General features: G+C 54.6%; 17 protein-coding genes. 13 read left to right on the forward strand and 4 right to left on the reverse strand.

The annotated features are described in order from the left end of the window. Positions 1-126 precede the first annotated feature (126 nt). Positions 127-315, forward strand: coding sequence for a hypothetical protein (locus P0X86_RS06065; protein WP_277748098.1), 189 nt, complete (start codon positions 127-129; stop codon positions 313-315). A 124-nt stretch (positions 316-439) separates the two neighbouring features. Here the strand turns inward: P0X86_RS06065 and P0X86_RS06070 are convergent, their stop codons facing one another. From P0X86_RS06070 to P0X86_RS06085, 4 genes are read right to left on the reverse strand one after another with little or no spacing between them, the layout of a single operon-like run. Beyond that, the gene (locus tag P0X86_RS06070; protein ID WP_277748099.1) at positions 440-1,246 is read right to left on the reverse strand and encodes a YfjL-like protein; all 807 of its coding nucleotides are present in this window, start codon (positions 1,244-1,246) and stop codon (positions 440-442) included. Then, on the reverse strand, positions 1,243-1,800 hold the full coding sequence (locus P0X86_RS06075; RefSeq protein ID WP_277748100.1) for a zf-HC2 domain-containing protein: 558 nt from the start codon (positions 1,798-1,800) through the stop codon (positions 1,243-1,245). The genes P0X86_RS06070 and P0X86_RS06075 overlap by 4 nt, the downstream gene beginning before the upstream one ends. Continuing rightward, on the reverse strand, positions 1,797-2,003 hold the full coding sequence (locus P0X86_RS06080; RefSeq protein ID WP_277748101.1) for an RNA polymerase sigma factor: 207 nt from the start codon (positions 2,001-2,003) through the stop codon (positions 1,797-1,799). The genes P0X86_RS06075 and P0X86_RS06080 overlap by 4 nt, the downstream gene beginning before the upstream one ends. Then, a complete protein-coding gene (locus P0X86_RS06085) occupies positions 2,000-2,284 on the reverse strand; it encodes an RNA polymerase sigma factor (protein WP_277748102.1) in 285 nt (94 codons plus the stop codon). Before P0X86_RS06085 ends, P0X86_RS06080 begins: the two co-directional genes overlap by 4 nt. Positions 2,285-2,543: 259 nt before the next feature. Between P0X86_RS06085 and P0X86_RS06090 the strand changes: the two genes are divergently transcribed. From P0X86_RS06090 to P0X86_RS06145, 12 genes are all read left to right on the forward strand, one after another. Next, entirely contained in the window at positions 2,544-3,149 is a 606-nt protein-coding gene (locus tag P0X86_RS06090) for a DUF2087 domain-containing protein (RefSeq protein ID WP_277748103.1), read from the forward strand. Next, a complete protein-coding gene (locus P0X86_RS06095; RefSeq protein ID WP_277748104.1) occupies positions 3,149-4,075 on the forward strand; it encodes a sigma-70 family RNA polymerase sigma factor in 927 nt (308 codons plus the stop codon). Before P0X86_RS06090 ends, P0X86_RS06095 begins: the two co-directional genes overlap by 1 nt. An 82-nt stretch (positions 4,076-4,157) precedes the next feature. Next, entirely contained in the window at positions 4,158-4,604 is a 447-nt protein-coding gene (locus P0X86_RS06100) for a VOC family protein (protein ID WP_277748105.1), read from the forward strand. Positions 4,605-4,824: 220 nt separating this feature from the next. Continuing rightward, complete coding sequence (locus P0X86_RS06105; RefSeq protein WP_009593178.1) at positions 4,825-5,088, forward strand: hypothetical protein; 264 nt, start codon at positions 4,825-4,827, stop codon at positions 5,086-5,088. A 66-nt stretch (positions 5,089-5,154) separates the two neighbouring features. Next, entirely contained in the window at positions 5,155-5,943 is a 789-nt protein-coding gene (locus P0X86_RS06110; RefSeq protein WP_277748106.1) for a prolipoprotein diacylglyceryl transferase family protein, read from the forward strand. A gap of 16 nt (positions 5,944-5,959) precedes the next feature. Next, positions 5,960-7,375: a radical SAM protein gene (locus tag P0X86_RS06115; RefSeq protein ID WP_192569583.1), complete on the forward strand. Its 1,416-nt coding sequence runs from the start codon at positions 5,960-5,962 to the stop codon at positions 7,373-7,375. A 54-nt stretch (positions 7,376-7,429) separates the two neighbouring features. Next, entirely contained in the window at positions 7,430-8,563 is a 1,134-nt protein-coding gene (locus P0X86_RS06120) for an SGNH/GDSL hydrolase family protein (RefSeq protein ID WP_277748107.1), read from the forward strand. A 222-nt stretch (positions 8,564-8,785) separates the two neighbouring features. Then, entirely contained in the window at positions 8,786-9,844 is a 1,059-nt protein-coding gene (locus P0X86_RS06125; RefSeq protein WP_277748108.1) for a LacI family DNA-binding transcriptional regulator, read from the forward strand. A 1-nt stretch (position 9,845) separates the two neighbouring features. Then, positions 9,846-11,723 carry a cache domain-containing sensor histidine kinase gene (locus P0X86_RS06130; RefSeq protein WP_192569582.1) on the forward strand — a complete coding sequence of 626 codons (1,878 nt, stop codon included), beginning with the start codon at positions 9,846-9,848 and terminating at the stop codon, positions 11,721-11,723. After that, the gene (locus P0X86_RS06135) at positions 11,716-13,221 is read left to right on the forward strand and encodes a response regulator transcription factor (RefSeq protein WP_277748109.1); all 1,506 of its coding nucleotides are present in this window, start codon (positions 11,716-11,718) and stop codon (positions 13,219-13,221) included. The genes P0X86_RS06130 and P0X86_RS06135 overlap by 8 nt, the downstream gene beginning before the upstream one ends. A gap of 114 nt (positions 13,222-13,335) precedes the next feature. After that, a complete protein-coding gene (locus P0X86_RS06140) occupies positions 13,336-14,220 on the forward strand; it encodes a carbohydrate ABC transporter permease (protein ID WP_009593160.1) in 885 nt (294 codons plus the stop codon). Then, positions 14,217-15,047, forward strand: coding sequence for a carbohydrate ABC transporter permease (locus P0X86_RS06145; RefSeq protein ID WP_119849804.1), 831 nt, complete (start codon positions 14,217-14,219; stop codon positions 15,045-15,047). Before P0X86_RS06140 ends, P0X86_RS06145 begins: the two co-directional genes overlap by 4 nt. Positions 15,048-15,072 lie beyond the last annotated feature (25 nt).

Here is a 15,072-nt window from a genome sequence, read left to right on the forward strand (position 1 = left end):
GATATCCGGCTTGTCCATCCTATGGATTGAGCTTCGCATAACAAAGAATAATCGCGGCGGAGGCAAGCGGCGTGCATGGGTTCGAAATACCATTGGAGAGATCATGAAATAAAGGGGATATGAACCATGGCCAAAACAAAACGGGGCCGCGCACTATGGAACATGCCATCGCGCGGCCGCGGCACATGTCCGGTATGCAGCACGTCTCGCATCAAGCTCCTCTACGTCGCCAACAAGTCGGACGGCACGGCGCTGAAGGTATGCAAGCGATGCCAGGATGCCGATCAGTCCAGAGTGGACGCAGCAGTAGTGTAAACGTGGCGCAGCCTAAGTGGTTGAGGCATGCGACTAAGAAAACCGAGTAACGGCAGAGATGCAAAAGCCCGCTCCATTGCGATACCGGAGCGGGCTTTTGCGTTTGCGTGGTGAGGGTCAGGCATTACTTGCCGCTTTTCATGAACACATGGATTTGACTCTCAGGCTCCTCTGCCATGTCTTCCTTGTTCTCGTTCCGGCCATCGCCTGAATCGTTAGCTCTTAAAGCCGACTCCAGGAGGGATTCCAGCTGTCCGTTCTCAATATCGGTCGGTTTTACAAAGCTGACCGATATCAGCGAGCCGTCTCCTTCGGCAGACAGGCTATACTCTACAAACCGGTAGTCATGTTCCAATAAAGACTCGTGAACCCGTTCCAGCCTATCGGCAACCGCGCCCAGCGAGATTTCCGGCATATCGGCGTGGACAGCAAGTTTCACGTTCAAGGGCAGGTCTTTCCGGAATGGCATATCGAGCGTCAGTTTCTCCCGCGCCTCCTCCTTAGGATCGTCGAGCATGACCGTAGCACGGGGCTCCTCCAATCCTTGAATTTGAGCCAAGATCGGCGTGATTGCCTGTGCATATTCCTGTTCCAGCCTTTGCAGGGTGTTGAGTTTTCCGAGGACGTTGCTATCGTATTCGTCGTAATCCACTTGCCCATTCTTATAATAGATTCTGAAGACGGTGTCGGGGCTGGTCTCCGACTTGGCCTCCGCGTAATATTCGCTGAATTTAAAGTTATACTTCGATTTTCCAACCTGAAGCTTCAGGTCCGGATAGTGCTCCTTCACATGCCGTTGAATGGCTTTATCGGCCGCTCGCGATGAAACCGGATTACCTGTTAATTCGTTGGTCATAAACAGAATGATCCCAATCAGGGAGACAGCCAGAATGAGGCTGCCTATCCTCAGGATGCGTTTGCGTCGTTTCATGTCATGGTCTCCTTTCGAAATGCGTAATGAAGAAGTGAGGCAATCAATATCCCGATAGCCGCGAGACAGCCATAGATGATGCTGAATAGAAGCGGGGCCGCAATTACGGCAAACCTCCATCCTTCAGCGAGTGCGCCTTCAAACAGGCTGTGGACGAACTGCCAAACATAACTCAGTGTAAAGATGCCAAGCGGAGCCATATACCATTTCCTCCGCAGCACGATATAACTTAGGCCGCCGATCAGGGGCATGATCAGCAGGTTGTAAAACATGCCGAAGGAATTGGTGAGGGAGATGCCCAGCATGGCGCCGGTTCCTAGAAATGCAAGCGCGCTCAGCATAAGATGTTTGCGGATGGAATGAAGGATTTTGCCGTCATTGGGCACGGGTTCGCTTACATGAGCCAGTTCCCCGTACTCCAAACGGCATGCCTGGCAGTCGGCCATATGCTCCATAACGGCGGCGACGCTGCCGTCGCTTGCGACGCCGTCGCGTACGAGCGGGATCAGATCCAGGCATATATCGCAGTGAATCGTCGATTGTTCTTGCTTCATTGCAGTCCCTCCTGTTCCAGCACGGATTTGATCCACTTTTTGACGCGGTAATCTATGACCCTGGCCGAGTTCTCCGAAATGCTCAAGGTCTCCGAGATCTCGCTGTAGGAATAACCGTCCACCCTCATCCGCACGATGGTCCCGGTTCGTTCATCCTTCGTGTCCAAGAGCGCCAGGATCCGGTTGGCAGCCTCCTTGGTCAATAATGCTCTTCGATGCTATCGGCAATATAGATCTGAAGCAGATCGCCATACTCAATCTGCGGCTTCGTCCGCCGCAAATGCTGAAGCCATACGTTGCGAGCGATACCAAAGAGCCAGGTTTTCACGGAGGAGTTGCTCTTGAAGGATGGAAGCGCATGAATAGCCTTCAGGAAGGTCTCGGATAACAGATCCTCGGAAAGGGAGGGCTGGCGGGTCAGGCTGAGCAGATAACGATATACGTCCTGTTTATATTGCATGTACAGGCTTTCTATATTAAGCAAAGTCCGCTGCTGCCCCCTTTCCAATGACGCTTGAGCATAACCTGATAAGTGTTCGTTCATCCATGTTACAAGTCGGCAAGTCCCCAGGACTGCTTGATCAGTTTGTTCTATATATGAGTCGCAATCGAAGTTGATTTCGTTACAGCCTCTCACAAAAAAAGATGAGGTTTACATTTCATTGCCGATGGGATATTATCTGATTTAATATCTTATAAATTAGATGAATGTTAAATTTATATAAGGAGTTGAGTCGATAACCGTGCAATTGGATAAAGTGGTCAGTTATCACAAGGCGCTCGCAGACCCGACCCGAATCAAGATGCTCATCCTGCTTGCGGAAGGCGAAATGAACGGCCAGCTTCTGGCCGAGAAGATCGGCGTCACGCCGGCTACGATTACGCACCACGCGGCGAAGCTGCGGGAAGCGAGCCTCATCAACGAACGCAGGGACAAGAACACGATCTTTTTTTCGCTGAATGATTATTTTATTAAGAACAATGCGACAGCGACGGAGAATCTGATTTACCAAAGAGTCCGGTCCGAGGGCGTAACGGAAAGCTTGCAGGAAGAAGAACGGCGGATGAGGGATTCCGTGATCAAGAACTTCTTCACCTCCGACGGGAAGCTGAAGAGCATCCCTGCCCAGCTGAAGAAGAAACTCATCGTGCTTACGCATATGGTATCCCGGTTGGAGAAGGGACGGAAGTACAGCGAGAAGGAAATGAACGAGTTTATCAAAGCTTATCATGAAGACTTTGCGACGATCCGGAGGGAGTTTATCATGCATCACTTCATGTTCCGGGACAATGGGGTGTATGAGCTCAATCCGGAGAAGATGTGGGCACGGTGGGAGGATCTGTCCTAATGAAAGAACATTCGCCGCTAACCCATCAACGGATCGAGGATGCCAAAGCGGGGGATTTTGATGCCTACCGGATGATCGTCAACGAGTATTCCAACGCCCTGTTATCCGTTGCGTACAGCGTGCTGGGAGATTTCCACGAGGCACAGGATGCGGTGCAGGAAGCATTTCTGAAGTGCTATCGGAACCTCCATACGCTGAACGATCCAGCGAAACTGGGCAGCTGGCTGTATGCGATAACGCGCCGGACCAGCCTCGATTTTGCCAAACGAAGCAAGCAGGCTCTCCCCCTGCACGAAACGACTCCAGCATCGGACAATATCACGCCATGGCTGGAACAATATGTGATCCATGATTCCATCTGGGGAGCCTTGCAGGGATTGGAGGAGAAGAGTAAATCCGTTGTCGTGCTGCACTACTTAAGCGAGTGGTCCATGAAAGAGATCGGACAGTTCCTTAACATGTCGGTATCTGCGGTTGAAAGCCGAATACGACGTGCCAGAGAAGTTTTGAAACAGCATCTAGCCCGTGACTTCGAGCATTATTTCCTTACTCATCGTTTGGGGAGGGATTTCGAGCAGCAGGTCTCGGAACATGTCCTTAAGCGAGCCGGTCATTTCTATATTCCAGTCACGGATAAGGGGCAGGCCACCGCCTGGTTTATCCTGCATTTTCATCTGGGAACCAGCAGGCACGGCAATCCGGTGCTGGAATCCGGACAGGAATTGTATTTGCTCGAGTGTCAGCGCCACGCCCCGGCGAGCATGCCTGTACTCACGTTCGAAGCAGCGAGCGTTGGGGAGTTAGAGCAGCGGCTGCATCAACTGGGGATTGGAATGGAGCCGATCCGGGAAGATGCTTTATTCGGCAAATTGCTGGTATTCTACGATCCTGACGGCAATAAGTATCATGCTATTGAACCGAATTGATAAAAAAATGGCTCTCCGTGACGGAATCGGTCCGGTTCCATCGTCTATATATTGAAACCACATTGAACAAGAGGTGAATCGAATGACGATAGACAACCCATTAAACGAAGCACCCAAGCTCCAATCCTTGAACAAGCCGCTGCTAAAGAAGGTTCATTGCAATTATCTCCCGGTAAGGAATCTTCCGCTGGCGGTAAAATGGTACTCGGAGCTATTTGGCCTTACGGTGAGAAAATGCGACGATACAGGCGCCATCTTGATCTTAGGGGACGGACAGTGGTTATTCCTGCTGGAAACACTGGATAACCGAACAGCCAACTTCATAACCAACCAATGGGAAGGGGAGAATTATGAGATGTTCTCGTTAACCTTCGAGGTCGAGAATATTACGGATCTGCATAAGCGGCTGCGGGAAAATGGAGCACAGGTCGAGCCGCTGGTAGATCACGGCTCCTGCGGATTGCAGTTCAAATTCAAGGATCCCGACGGCAACAAGTTTAATGTTTGGCAGGATGCACCCACGAGCTGACCCATCGAACCGCAAGAATGGAAGGGCAAGCGCTGGCTTTTAATGAGTCAGAGGGCTTGCCTTTTTTTATTTCCGCGATTCCGATTGGAAACGGCGGCATCTTATGACGTCTTATGAATATTCACCCCAGGACCATCTGTCGTTTGCAGGTGGTGGTCTAATTCTCCGTTAGCGTTTACAATAGGCAATATAAGGGTTAAATGCCAAATGAGGTGATTCGATGGAATTTTACCGCTGCATGAACCATCCCGAAAGGGCAGCCGCCGCGCAGTGCACGCGATGCGGGAAGCCGGTGTGCGACGAATGCCATAATCCGGAGACGGGCCGCTGCCGCTACCGCTGCGGCGAAATGCCCCCCGCTCCCGGCATGCCCGGACGATCCAGGAACATATGGGTGACCGTGATCGTCTCCATACTAGCCATCTTGGGCGGGCTTACGCTGCTGCTGCTCGCGATTTGCGGAACGATCCTGTTTTCCTATTAAAGTACGCGTTTCGAACTCGAACAAGGTCTTATTTTCAACTCAAGTTTTCATTCAAGGAGTGGGCGGATGGAATTTCCTGTTTATTTGTACCTGGGCTCCTGGCGGATTCATCCGCATGTGTTATTTGAATCGCTGGCCTACTTTATCGGCTTTCGGGTATATTTATGGACCCGTCGGCCGAGCGGCATGACAAAGCTGATGAGCCTGCAGCTTCTGGCCGGCATCATCGCCGGGGCTGCCATTGGGGCCAAGCTGCTGTACTGGTTTGAGGATCCGGCGGCCACTTGGGAACAGCTGCGCCAATTCCATCTCCTCTGGGGTGGCAAGACGATTGTCGGCGGTCTTCTCGGCGGATTGATCGGCGTCGAGCTGACCAAACGCTGGGTGGGCTGGAAGCATTCCACGGGCGATGATTTCGTGTACCCGCTGATGCTGGGCCTGGGCCTTGGGCGAATCGGCTGTTTTCTGACCGGCCTCGACGACCACACCTATGGCACGCCGACAACCTGGTTCACGGGCGTGGATTTCGGAGACGGGATCTATCGCCACCCGACTCAGCTGTACGAGATCCTCTTCCTGATCGTGCTGGCCCTGCTGCTGGTGCCGCTGTACCGCCAAAGCCGCGGCAGATCGACTCGCGAGGGCTATGTGTCCGGGCGGATGTTCCAATGGTTCATGGCCGGGTATCTGCTGTTCCGCCTGGCGATCGAATGGATCAAGCCGACGCCGCATCCTTACCTGGGATTGAACAATATCCAGCTGGCCTGCATCGCGGGCCTCATCTATTACGCATGGCTGATCGGCGGCAGAAACCGGCTTCGCCGCTTCACGCCGGATTCCCGTCTTCCAAGCTGACCAAAGGAGTATGATTATGCCAAAAAACCGGCCTTATCTGTATCATGAACTGACCAACAGCATATGCACCACCTGTTATCGCAAAGTGGAAGCCAAGATCATCGAGGAGAACGGCATGGTGTATATGCTCAAAAGATGCCTCGTGCACGGTCCGGAAAAAGTGCTGATCGCAACCGAGGCCGAGTATTACCATCAGACGCGAAAGTTCATCAAGCCGTCCGAAATGCCGCTCGTCTGGAATACGCCGATCCGTTACGGCTGCCCTTACGACTGCGGACTGTGTCCGGACCATGAGCAGCACAGCTGCCTCACGCTGTTGGAGATTACGGATCACTGCAATCTGCAGTGCCCGATCTGCTTCGCCGAATCGTCGCCGCACCGCACCTCCTATCGGTCGCTGGCACAGATCGAATTCATGCTCGACCGGATTGTGGAGAACGAGGGGGAGCCTGACATCGTGCAGATCAGCGGCGGCGAGCCGACGACGCACCCGGATTTCTTCGACATCCTGGATATGTGCAAAAGCCGTCCCATCAAGCATATCATGGTGAACACGAACGGCATCCGCATCGCCCAGGACCGCGATTTTGCGCGGAGGCTGGCCGAGTATATGCCCGGCTTCGAGATTTACCTGCAGTTCGACAGCTTTGAGGAACATGTGCTGAAGGAGCTGAGAGGGGCCGACTTGCGGCGCATCCGCCGGCAGGCCATCGAGCACCTGAATGAATTCAACATCTCCACGACGCTGGTCGTCACGCTGAAGAAAGGGCTCAATGACGGCGAAATCGGCGACATCATTCAATACGGGCTTCAGCAAAAGGCGGTGCGCGGCGTCACCATTCAGCCGATTCAGGCGGCGGGACGGCTGGAGGGGTATGATCCGGCAACCGATCGCCTGACCGTAAGCGAAGTCCGGCGGATGATCATTGACCAGTCCGGGGTGTTTACGGACGCGGACATTCTGCCGGTGCCCTGCCACCCGGATTGCCTCGCCATGGGTTATGCGTTGAAGCTGGGCGGGGAAGTGCTCCCGCTGACGCGGATGATCGACCCGGAAATCCTGCTTGAAGGCGACAGCAACACGATTGTATTCGAACAGGACCCGGTCATCCGGGGCAAGATGTTTGAGCTGCTGTCGACGGGCCACTCGCCGCAATCCTCGGCGCTTTCCCTGAAGAGCCTGCTCTGCTGCCTGCCGCTGGCCGCCGTGCCGGAGCAGATTACGTACGACAACGTCTTCCGGGTCATTATCATGCAGTTCCTGGATGCCCATAACTTCGATGTCCGGTCCGTCAAGAAATCCTGCGTGCATATCGTGCATCCCGACGGGCGGATGATCCCGTTCGACACCTATAACATGTTTTACCGGGATGACAAGGAAGAGCTGCTGAAGGAGCTCAAGGAAGAGGTTGCCACCGCATGGGACAGATAAGCCGTTCTAAGGCAATGTACTTCAATTCGAGCTTACATAGGGAGGCGATACATTGTGCAGAACAATAGCCCTGAACCTGAGAAGGTGTCTCCATTTCAATTGGATCAGAACATGAAGATCGATCACGTCGAAGCGGACGAATGGTTATGGTATTCCCCATTGGAAGAGCCATTCCGAGTATCTGGCTTTGCCTGGTTCGACACCGAACGCATCTATCGCAGGCTGCCCGCCGTACCTGAGGTCCCCGTCCGACCGGAGGTGGATACGCTTGCGAACTGCACATCGGGCGGTCAAATCCGCTTCCGAACGGATTCGCGGAACGTATCCGTCCGCGTGCGGTTGACGGCAGGATCCGGCATGTACCATATGCCCCCCACCGGGGAGTGCGGAGTGGATGCGTATATCGGCGGCCCGGGCGAGTGGAAACATGCAGGAACCGCCCGTTTCCAGCCAGGTCAGGCAGAGTATGAGAGCAGCCTTTTCACTGTCGAAGACCGCAAAGCACGCTCGTTCCTGCTCAACATGCCCTTATACCAGGGCGTTGAGGAGATATGGATCGGAATGGAGCCGGGAGCCGAGGTCCTTGCGCCGGAGCCCTATGATTCCAGCTCGAGAGTGGTCATATACGGAACCTCCATCACGCAAGGCGGATGCGCGTCGCGGCCCGGCATGTCGTATACGAACATTCTGAGCCGCAGGCTCCATCTGGAGTTTATCAACCTGGGCTTCTCGGGGAACGGCAAGGGAGAGCCGGAGCTTGCCGAACTGGCCGCCCAAATCTCGGAGCCGGCCTGTCTCGTGATTGATTATGAGGCGAATTGCGGAGGGACCGAAGCTTATCGTCAGACCTTGCCGCGGTATATCGAGACCTACCGGAAGTTCCATCCGGAGGTTCCCATCATTCTGGTATCCCGCATCCCTCATGGAGCCGAGTCGTTCATGCCGGAATTTCGCGAAGGACGGCTTGAACGGAAAAAGTTTCAGATGGAGCTCATTCGGGAACTGACGGTGGCCGGAGACCATAACCTAACGTTTGTGGACGGATCGGATTGGTTAGGCGACGATCCCGGGGAAACGACCGTTGACGGGGTTCATCCGACGGACCTCGGCTTCAAGCTGATGGCGGACCGGCTTGAGCCTGTGCTAAGGCAAGTGATCGGCGATATGGCTGCAGCAGCAAGGCGATAGAACCGTTAACGGGGTGAACGGTTAGCGTGCTAATGGAGTAACGAAAGGCGTCATGAAACGTTCATAAGCTACAATCGTGAGAGAGCCCGTTCCAGGTTGGAACGGGCTCTTGTCTGCGCCGTCGCTGCATTCAAAAGTTTTAATTGTTTACCTAATAAATGAAATGTTATGATAACAATTAACTAATAACTTATCGATTACCTTAAAGGATGTGTACAGGTTATGGCAGGAAAAGTCACGATGCAGCAAATTGCCGATCATCTCGGCCTTTCGAAGTTCGCTGTTTCTAAAGCGCTTTCAGGTAAATCCGGCGTCAGTCTCGAGACCCGGGAGAAAATCGTGAACGTCGCGACCCAGCTCGGTTATTTTGCCAACAAGTCGCCGAAGGCCGGAGGCAAGAAGAACGAAGCCAATGCCGACGGCAGCCAAGCCGCTAAGGAGACCGTCATCGTGCTCGTGCCGAATGTCCGCTACCAAACGCGGGATTCCCTGTATTGGGGACGGATTATCGACGGCATCACGAATGAGCTTGAGGCAAGGGACACGGGGATGGTCATCGTGACCGATCAGTTCAAGGACAGCTTCGCGAATTTGATTAATCCGAGCGGGGTAAGAGGCATCATCGGCGTGGGATTTATCTCCTCTCAGCTGCTGCTCGAAATCCGCAGCCTGGATATTCCCTTCGTCTTAATCGATCATGAGGATCCGCTGATACCGTCGGATGCCCTGTTCATGAACAATGTGGAGTGCATGAGACGGGTGACCAATTATTTGATCGGGTGCGGGCATCGGAAGCTGCAGTTCGTAGGGAACGTCCGGTTCTCGCGCAGCTTCGCCGATCGTTATCAAGGCTATCGTTCCGTCCTCGGCGAGCAGGGGATCCCGCTGGATCAGAACGAGGAGCTCCTTAGCTTCGAAGGAGATAACCGCTCCGAGATGACGGAGTCGCTCGAGACGATACTAAGCCGGATGGAGGAACTGCCAACCGCCTTTGTGTGCGCGAACGACTCCATTGCCATCTGCATCATGACGGTGCTCGGCAAGCTGGGCGCCAAGGTGCCAGCAGACTGCTCGGTTACCGGCTTTGACAATATTGAGGATGCCGCTTATGCGGCTCCGTCACTGAGCACCATCCACGTCAACAAGGAGGCGTTCGGACGCAGGGCGGTGGAGATGCTGGCGAGACGGGTGGAGCAGCCAGACAGCCCGCTGGAAAAAATACTCCTGGCCGGCGATTTCATCCTCCGCGAATCCACCGCCTATGCAAAGAAGGTCGACTGACGTGAACCTGCGCGGCTACATTACCCGTCTATGGAAGGAGCGGCCGGCCGGACGCTTGGACCGGAAGCTGTTTGTGGTCTTTCTGTTTCTGATTATCCTGCCGATCGGACTCATCACGTATTTTGCGGCAGAGCGTTATACGGCCACCATCGAGAACAATACGGTCGCCTACGTGTCCCAGCTGTCGAGCAAAATGATGGGCAAGCTGGATGATTACGTGACCGATATGATGAAAATTTCGATCATTCCTTCGTACCTTAATGAAATTCAGTCCGGGCTCGAGATGTCCAATCGGCATTACCAGGCGGAAGGGCAGCCGAAGGAATCGGCAAGCCTGAACGAGAGCGAGCTGAAGCTTCAGATTACCCGCAAGGTCGAGCGGAGCATCTATTTCATGAACAACATCAAAGAAGGCACGAGCAACGTGTACCTGTTCGACCTTTTCGGCAACCCCTATTACGTGGTCAAAAGCGGCGGCAACCGTTCGAATCTGCAGCAGTACTATGACAACTGGCGCAAGCTGGCCACGGAGGCCGGCGGCCGGCCCGTGCTGGTCAGCACGCAGGAGATCGCCGTGTCCGCCGGCAGCAAGCAGTACATGTTCACGGTCGTCCGCGACATCATCGATAAATCGTACCATTCCATCGGCACCATTGTGGTGGATGCCAACATCGGCGTGATCGAGAACATCGTCACCGACCTGGAGGAGACGACGCACGGCACCACCTTCATTCTGGATGACAACGGGACCGTGATCTATGACAGCGAGAAGAAATATTTGTCCCGCAGCATGACCGACAATGCGGCGCTTGCCCAGGCCACCGGCAACGAAGGAAGCTTTCGCCATAAGGTCGACGGGGAGGAGCAGCTTGTCGTTTACCGGAAATCCGAGCAGACCGGCTGGCTGATCCTGATTACGGTGCCGGAGCGGCAGCTGATGCAGGATGCGCTCAAGACCCGCAAGATAACGATCGCGGCGGCTGTCGGCGTTACCAGCTTTGCCCTCATCATTTCCCTGATTCTGATCTATGCGCTGACAAGGCCGCTGCGGTCCATCGTCCATCTGATGAAGCAGGTGCAGACCGGCAAGCTGGATGTGGTGTTCCCGGTCCGAAGGAGGGACGAGGCCTCGCTGATCGGGGTCTCGTTCAACCGGATGATGGCACGCATCAAACAGCTCATCGACGATATTTACGCGATCGAGAAGCGGAAGAAGGAGGCGGAGCTGGAGCGTCTTCAGCACCAGATCAATCCGCATTTTATCTACAATACGCTGGAAACGATCCGGATGACGGCCGTCCTTCACAACGATCAGGAGGTGGGGGACATGGTTCAGCTGTTAGGGCAGCAGCTTCGTTACAGCATTCATGCCGGCAGCGAGGTCGTGGAGGTGAAGCGCGAGTGGGAGCATGTCAAAGCCTACATCGAGCTGCTGAATTACCGGTACGGCGAGCGGTTCGTGCTGACGCTGCCGGATGATCCGGGGGCTGATTCCATTCGGGTGATGAAGCTGCTGTTTCAGCCGATCATCGAGAACGCCGTCAATCACGGCTTCGACGAGAACAAAAACGTGCTGCATCTGACCATTACCTATGCCATGGATGGCATGAACCATGTGTTTACCGTTACGGATGACGGGCTGGGCATGTCGGCAGAAGCGCTTGCGAGGCTGCGCAGCATGCTCGATCAGGCGCAGTCCCCAGGAACGGACGGCCGGGGAGTCGGGCTGCGAAACGTGCACGAGCGGCTGCAGCTCCGATACGGAAGACCCTACGGCCTTACCGTAGACAGCGAGGAAGGGCGAGGAACCGCCGTTCGGATTACCTTTCCCGCGGAACATATAGAAGAACCGAGGACAGGAGGACTTGCAAATGCTTAACATCGCCGTGGTGGACGACGAGGAACGGATCAGGCTGGGGCTTGGCAAGCTGATACGGGACGCAGGCGAGCAATATCGGGTCGTAGGGACGTTTGCAAGCGGCCAGGAGCTGCTGGATCAATGGCATGAGCTCCAGCCCGACCTGGTCATTACCGATATCAAAATGCCGCAAATGAACGGGCTTCAGCTGATGGCGAATATCAAGCAGATGGCCTGCCGCACGAAATTCGCCGTGCTCAGCGGTTACAACGATTTCGAGTATGCCCGCACCGCCATGCGTCAGGGAGCGCTGGAATATTTGCTTAAGCCGGTCAACATGAAAGAGCTGCTCCGCATGCTGGAGAACGTCGACGAGCTGGTGAAGGGCGAGCAGAACGAGCGCAAGCTGGAGTCGGACGATCTGGTCAGCTTCCTGTTAGGCACGGATCAGCGAACAATGCCGGAGCATCTGTTCGAAGAAGTCTGCGACCGGCTGGATCGGCAGGCGCTGTTCCACCGACATTACGCGGTGCTCCTGCTTCGCACGTTTCCGGAGATCGCGGAAGAGAAGCTGCTGGCGTGGACGTCAGTCTGGGGGACGGAGCGGAGAATCATCGGCTGCGAAGGAGGAAGGCAAGCGATCTTGGCGTCCATCGCCGAGTCCGGCCATGCGGATATGGCGAGAGAATGGGCGGCCATGCTGCTTCAGCAGCTTCCCGCGGGCACTTCGGCGAAGCTGGGCATCAGCGGCGTATTCAGCGGGAGCCGCTGGCTCCCGCAAGCCTATAGGGAAGCCGCGAGCGTCCTGGAGCAGGCTTGGTACAGCGATGAACGGCGCAACTGCGGAGGCGAAGGCATAGCGGCGGTTTACCGGGAAGAGCGCTACCGGCTTGTCCGTTCCTTGGATAAACAGCTGCTTCCGGCGCTGCGTGCAGGCGAGTATGCACGCTTGTCGGCGGCGATGGGCACTTGGCTGGAAGAGACGGCTTCCCTGCGGCCCGGCTGGGCTGAATTGAGGGAAGCTTGCCTAACCCTGGAGTCGCATGTGGCGGAAGAGATGAAGCAGCGCGGCATTGACGCAGGGGATGCAGATTGGAACCTGGAGCCGGGGGACAGCGAGAATTGGCGTTCGTTCGCGGGCCGGCTGAAGCGCGCTGTAGAGGCTGCTGCCGGGCTTCTGGATCAAGGAAAGAGCGAGCATCGGGCTGTCGAGACGATCAAGGCCTATATTCAGCAGCATTACACCGAGGAGCTGGAGCTTCAGCACCTCGCCGACCTGGTCTATCTGACTCCGAGCTACTTGAGCAAGCTGTTCAAGACCGAAACGGGCGAGACGATTACGGACTATTGCATCGCCGTGCGAATCGAGCATGCCAAGCGGCTGCTGAAGGAGGATCACGGGCTCAAGACGTATATGGTCGGCGAACGCGTGGGCTACCCGGACCCGGCTTATTTCAATAAAGTGTTCAAAAAAATGACCGGAAAAACGCCAAAGGAGTACCGCGATTTTGTTAGGTGACTGTTATCTAAACTGAGGACAATAAAAGCAAACAAAGTCTATTATTTTTCGAGGCGCTGTCTTTTATAATGATTGAAAACGGTACCATTTCATCCAGAAAGCGAGGAAGGGAACGTGTTCAATTTCAGTTATAAAACGCAGCGCTATCTTATTCTGTTCGGTTTCCTTGCCATTCCCGTGCTCCTGTCACTGACCTTCTCTTATTATCCGGCGCTCTCGCTGTTGTATTACAGCTTGACGGACTGGTCGGGTCTCGGCTGGGATATGAACTTTATCGGCTTTGACAATTACGTCGAGATTTTTACGAAGCCCGAAGTGTTCAGCTCACTCAAGAACAATCTGTATTATCTGATCGGGGGTCTCATCCAGGTCGTCTTTGCCCTCTATTTTGCCGTTATTCTGACGGGCAAGCTGAAGGGGAGAAACGGCTTCCGGGTCGCCTTGTTCCTGCCGTATGTGCTGCACAGCGTGGCTACGGTCATCATGTTCAAGAACGTGTACCACATGGAATACGGCTCGCTGAATACGCTGCTTGGCGCGCTGGGACTCGAATCCTGGCAGCAGAGCTGGCTGGGCGATAAAGGGATCGTGAATTTTGCGCTGGCCTTCATCTCGATGTGGAAGTACATGGGGCTGAACATGGTCATCTTTATCGGGGCGCTGCAGTCGATACCGGGCGACCTGTACGAGGCGGCCTCCATCGACGGGGCATCGGGCTGGCAGAAGTTCCGTTACATTACCTTGCCTAGCATCCGGGGCGTGCTGGAGCTGATGCTGATCCTCACCTTGACGGGCGCGCTCGAAGCGTTCGATATTCCGTTTGTGATGTTACTCGGGGCGAACGATACGTCGACCTTCGTCATCAAGACGGTGGATACGGCATTCAAGTATCAGAACTTCGGACTGGCCTCGGCGATGGCGGTCGTGCTGCTGATCATCGTGCTGCTGTTCATTGTCATCCAACGGAAGCTGCTGTTCAGGGAGGAGAAGCAATCATGAGAAGGGAAGGCTCGATCGGCTTTAGGATTTTCAATTATTTCACGTTGGTTGTCGCTTTGTTCGTGGTGTTCTTCCCGATTTACTCGATCTTCGTGGGGGCGTTCAAGACCCAGGTGGAGTATTATCAATCCGGCCTCAGCTTGCCCGACAATTTCTTTAATTTCGAGAACTTCAAGCGGGTGATCGACATCGGGGATTTGGGGCTCGGATTTCGCAATATCCTGATCGTATTGGTCATTTCGGTGGTCGGCAACATCCTGTTCGGTACCATGGTCGCTTATGCGGTCGGACGGTTCGAATTCAAGATGAAAAAAGCGATCATGGGCATGTACCTGGTCGCTCAGGTCATTCCGATGGTCACGACGCAGGTGGCTACCTTCAGCGTCATCCAGAGCCTGGGAGCCTACAACACGATGTTTGCGCCGATTCTGCTGTACTTGGGAGCCGACGTGCTCCAGATCGTCATCTATCTGCAATTCGTGAACAGCATCCCGCGGGATCTGGATGAGAGCGCCATGCTGGAAGGGGCGTCCCTGTTCAAAATCTACCGTTCCATCATCTTCCCGCTGCTTGCGCCGGCTACGGCGACCCTGGTCATTCTGAAGAGCATTTCGATTTATAATGATTTTTACACGCCGTACCTGTATATGCCGAGCCAAGACCTGAAGGTGGTATCCACCGCGATTTATTCCTTCATCGGTCCGAACGCGGCGCAGCTGAACGTGATCTCGGCAGGCATTCTCATTATTTTCATTCCGACGGTCGTGTTGTTCTTGTTCATGCAGCGGTACATTTTTGCGGGGGTTACGAACGGAGCGGTCAAATAACGAACACGAGACGATGAAGAAGAGG

The sequence above is a fragment of the Paenibacillus sp. BR1-192 genome (genome assembly GCF_029542445.1).
In the GTDB taxonomy this organism is placed as follows: Bacteria; Bacillota; Bacilli; order Paenibacillales; family Paenibacillaceae; genus Paenibacillus_AQ; species Paenibacillus_AQ lautus_A.

Bases quoted from the DNA above. Each gene is read 5' to 3' on its own strand.
- P0X86_RS06110 (WP_277748106.1), top strand. From the start codon at position 5,155: ATGGAATTTCCTGTTTATTTGTACCTGGGCTCCTGGCGGATTCATCCG.
- P0X86_RS06075 (WP_277748100.1), bottom strand. From the start codon at position 1,800: ATGAAGCAAGAACAATCGACGATTCACTGCGATATATGCCTGGATCTG.
- P0X86_RS06070 (WP_277748099.1), bottom strand. From the start codon at position 1,246: ATGAAACGACGCAAACGCATCCTGAGGATAGGCAGCCTCATTCTGGCT.
- P0X86_RS06105 (WP_009593178.1), top strand. From the start codon at position 4,825: ATGGAATTTTACCGCTGCATGAACCATCCCGAAAGGGCAGCCGCCGCG.
- P0X86_RS06125 (WP_277748108.1), top strand. From the start codon at position 8,786: ATGGCAGGAAAAGTCACGATGCAGCAAATTGCCGATCATCTCGGCCTT.
- P0X86_RS06115 (WP_192569583.1), top strand. From the start codon at position 5,960: ATGCCAAAAAACCGGCCTTATCTGTATCATGAACTGACCAACAGCATA.
- P0X86_RS06135 (WP_277748109.1), top strand. From the start codon at position 11,716: ATGCTTAACATCGCCGTGGTGGACGACGAGGAACGGATCAGGCTGGGG.
- P0X86_RS06145 (WP_119849804.1), top strand. From the start codon at position 14,217: ATGAGAAGGGAAGGCTCGATCGGCTTTAGGATTTTCAATTATTTCACG.
- P0X86_RS06095 (WP_277748104.1), top strand. From the start codon at position 3,149: ATGAAAGAACATTCGCCGCTAACCCATCAACGGATCGAGGATGCCAAA.
- P0X86_RS06100 (WP_277748105.1), top strand. From the start codon at position 4,158: ATGACGATAGACAACCCATTAAACGAAGCACCCAAGCTCCAATCCTTG.
- P0X86_RS06065 (WP_277748098.1), top strand. From the start codon at position 127: ATGGCCAAAACAAAACGGGGCCGCGCACTATGGAACATGCCATCGCGC.